Raw genomic sequence first — 341 nt, 5'->3', positions numbered from 1 at the left:
GACTGGCGCAATGTAGTCGTCAAGATCAGGCATGCGTTGCAGACCCCCATCGCCCAATGGGATATACCGGGGGCCGAACACAGTATTGGTCAGTGGATCGATCAGGCGATACTCAGGCAACAGAAGTTGAATAGCGCCACAGCCCTGCTGGATCAGGCCACTCAATCCTCCGAATTCAACACGAGAAACCTGATATTTGATAAATCTTTGCTGCACAAAGAGGCCGCCAACGAACTGGGCCTGATACACACAACGCACATGGACTCGCCAATATTCAACCCGGCACATTTCAATACCACACCAGACTTCGGCAGGGCGCGGCTGATCAAAGGCATTGAAGT

The 341-nt window shown here is 52.5% G+C and carries 1 protein-coding gene; it reads left to right on the top strand.

From position 1 onward, the window contains the following. On the top strand, positions 1-341 hold a 341-nt coding region (locus AC0L3B_RS38795; RefSeq protein ID WP_473382972.1), incomplete at both ends, for a hypothetical protein.

Source organism: Bradyrhizobium sp. Kon56 (assembly GCF_055807635.1).
This window is presented reverse-complemented; position numbering and strand designations above follow the sequence as displayed.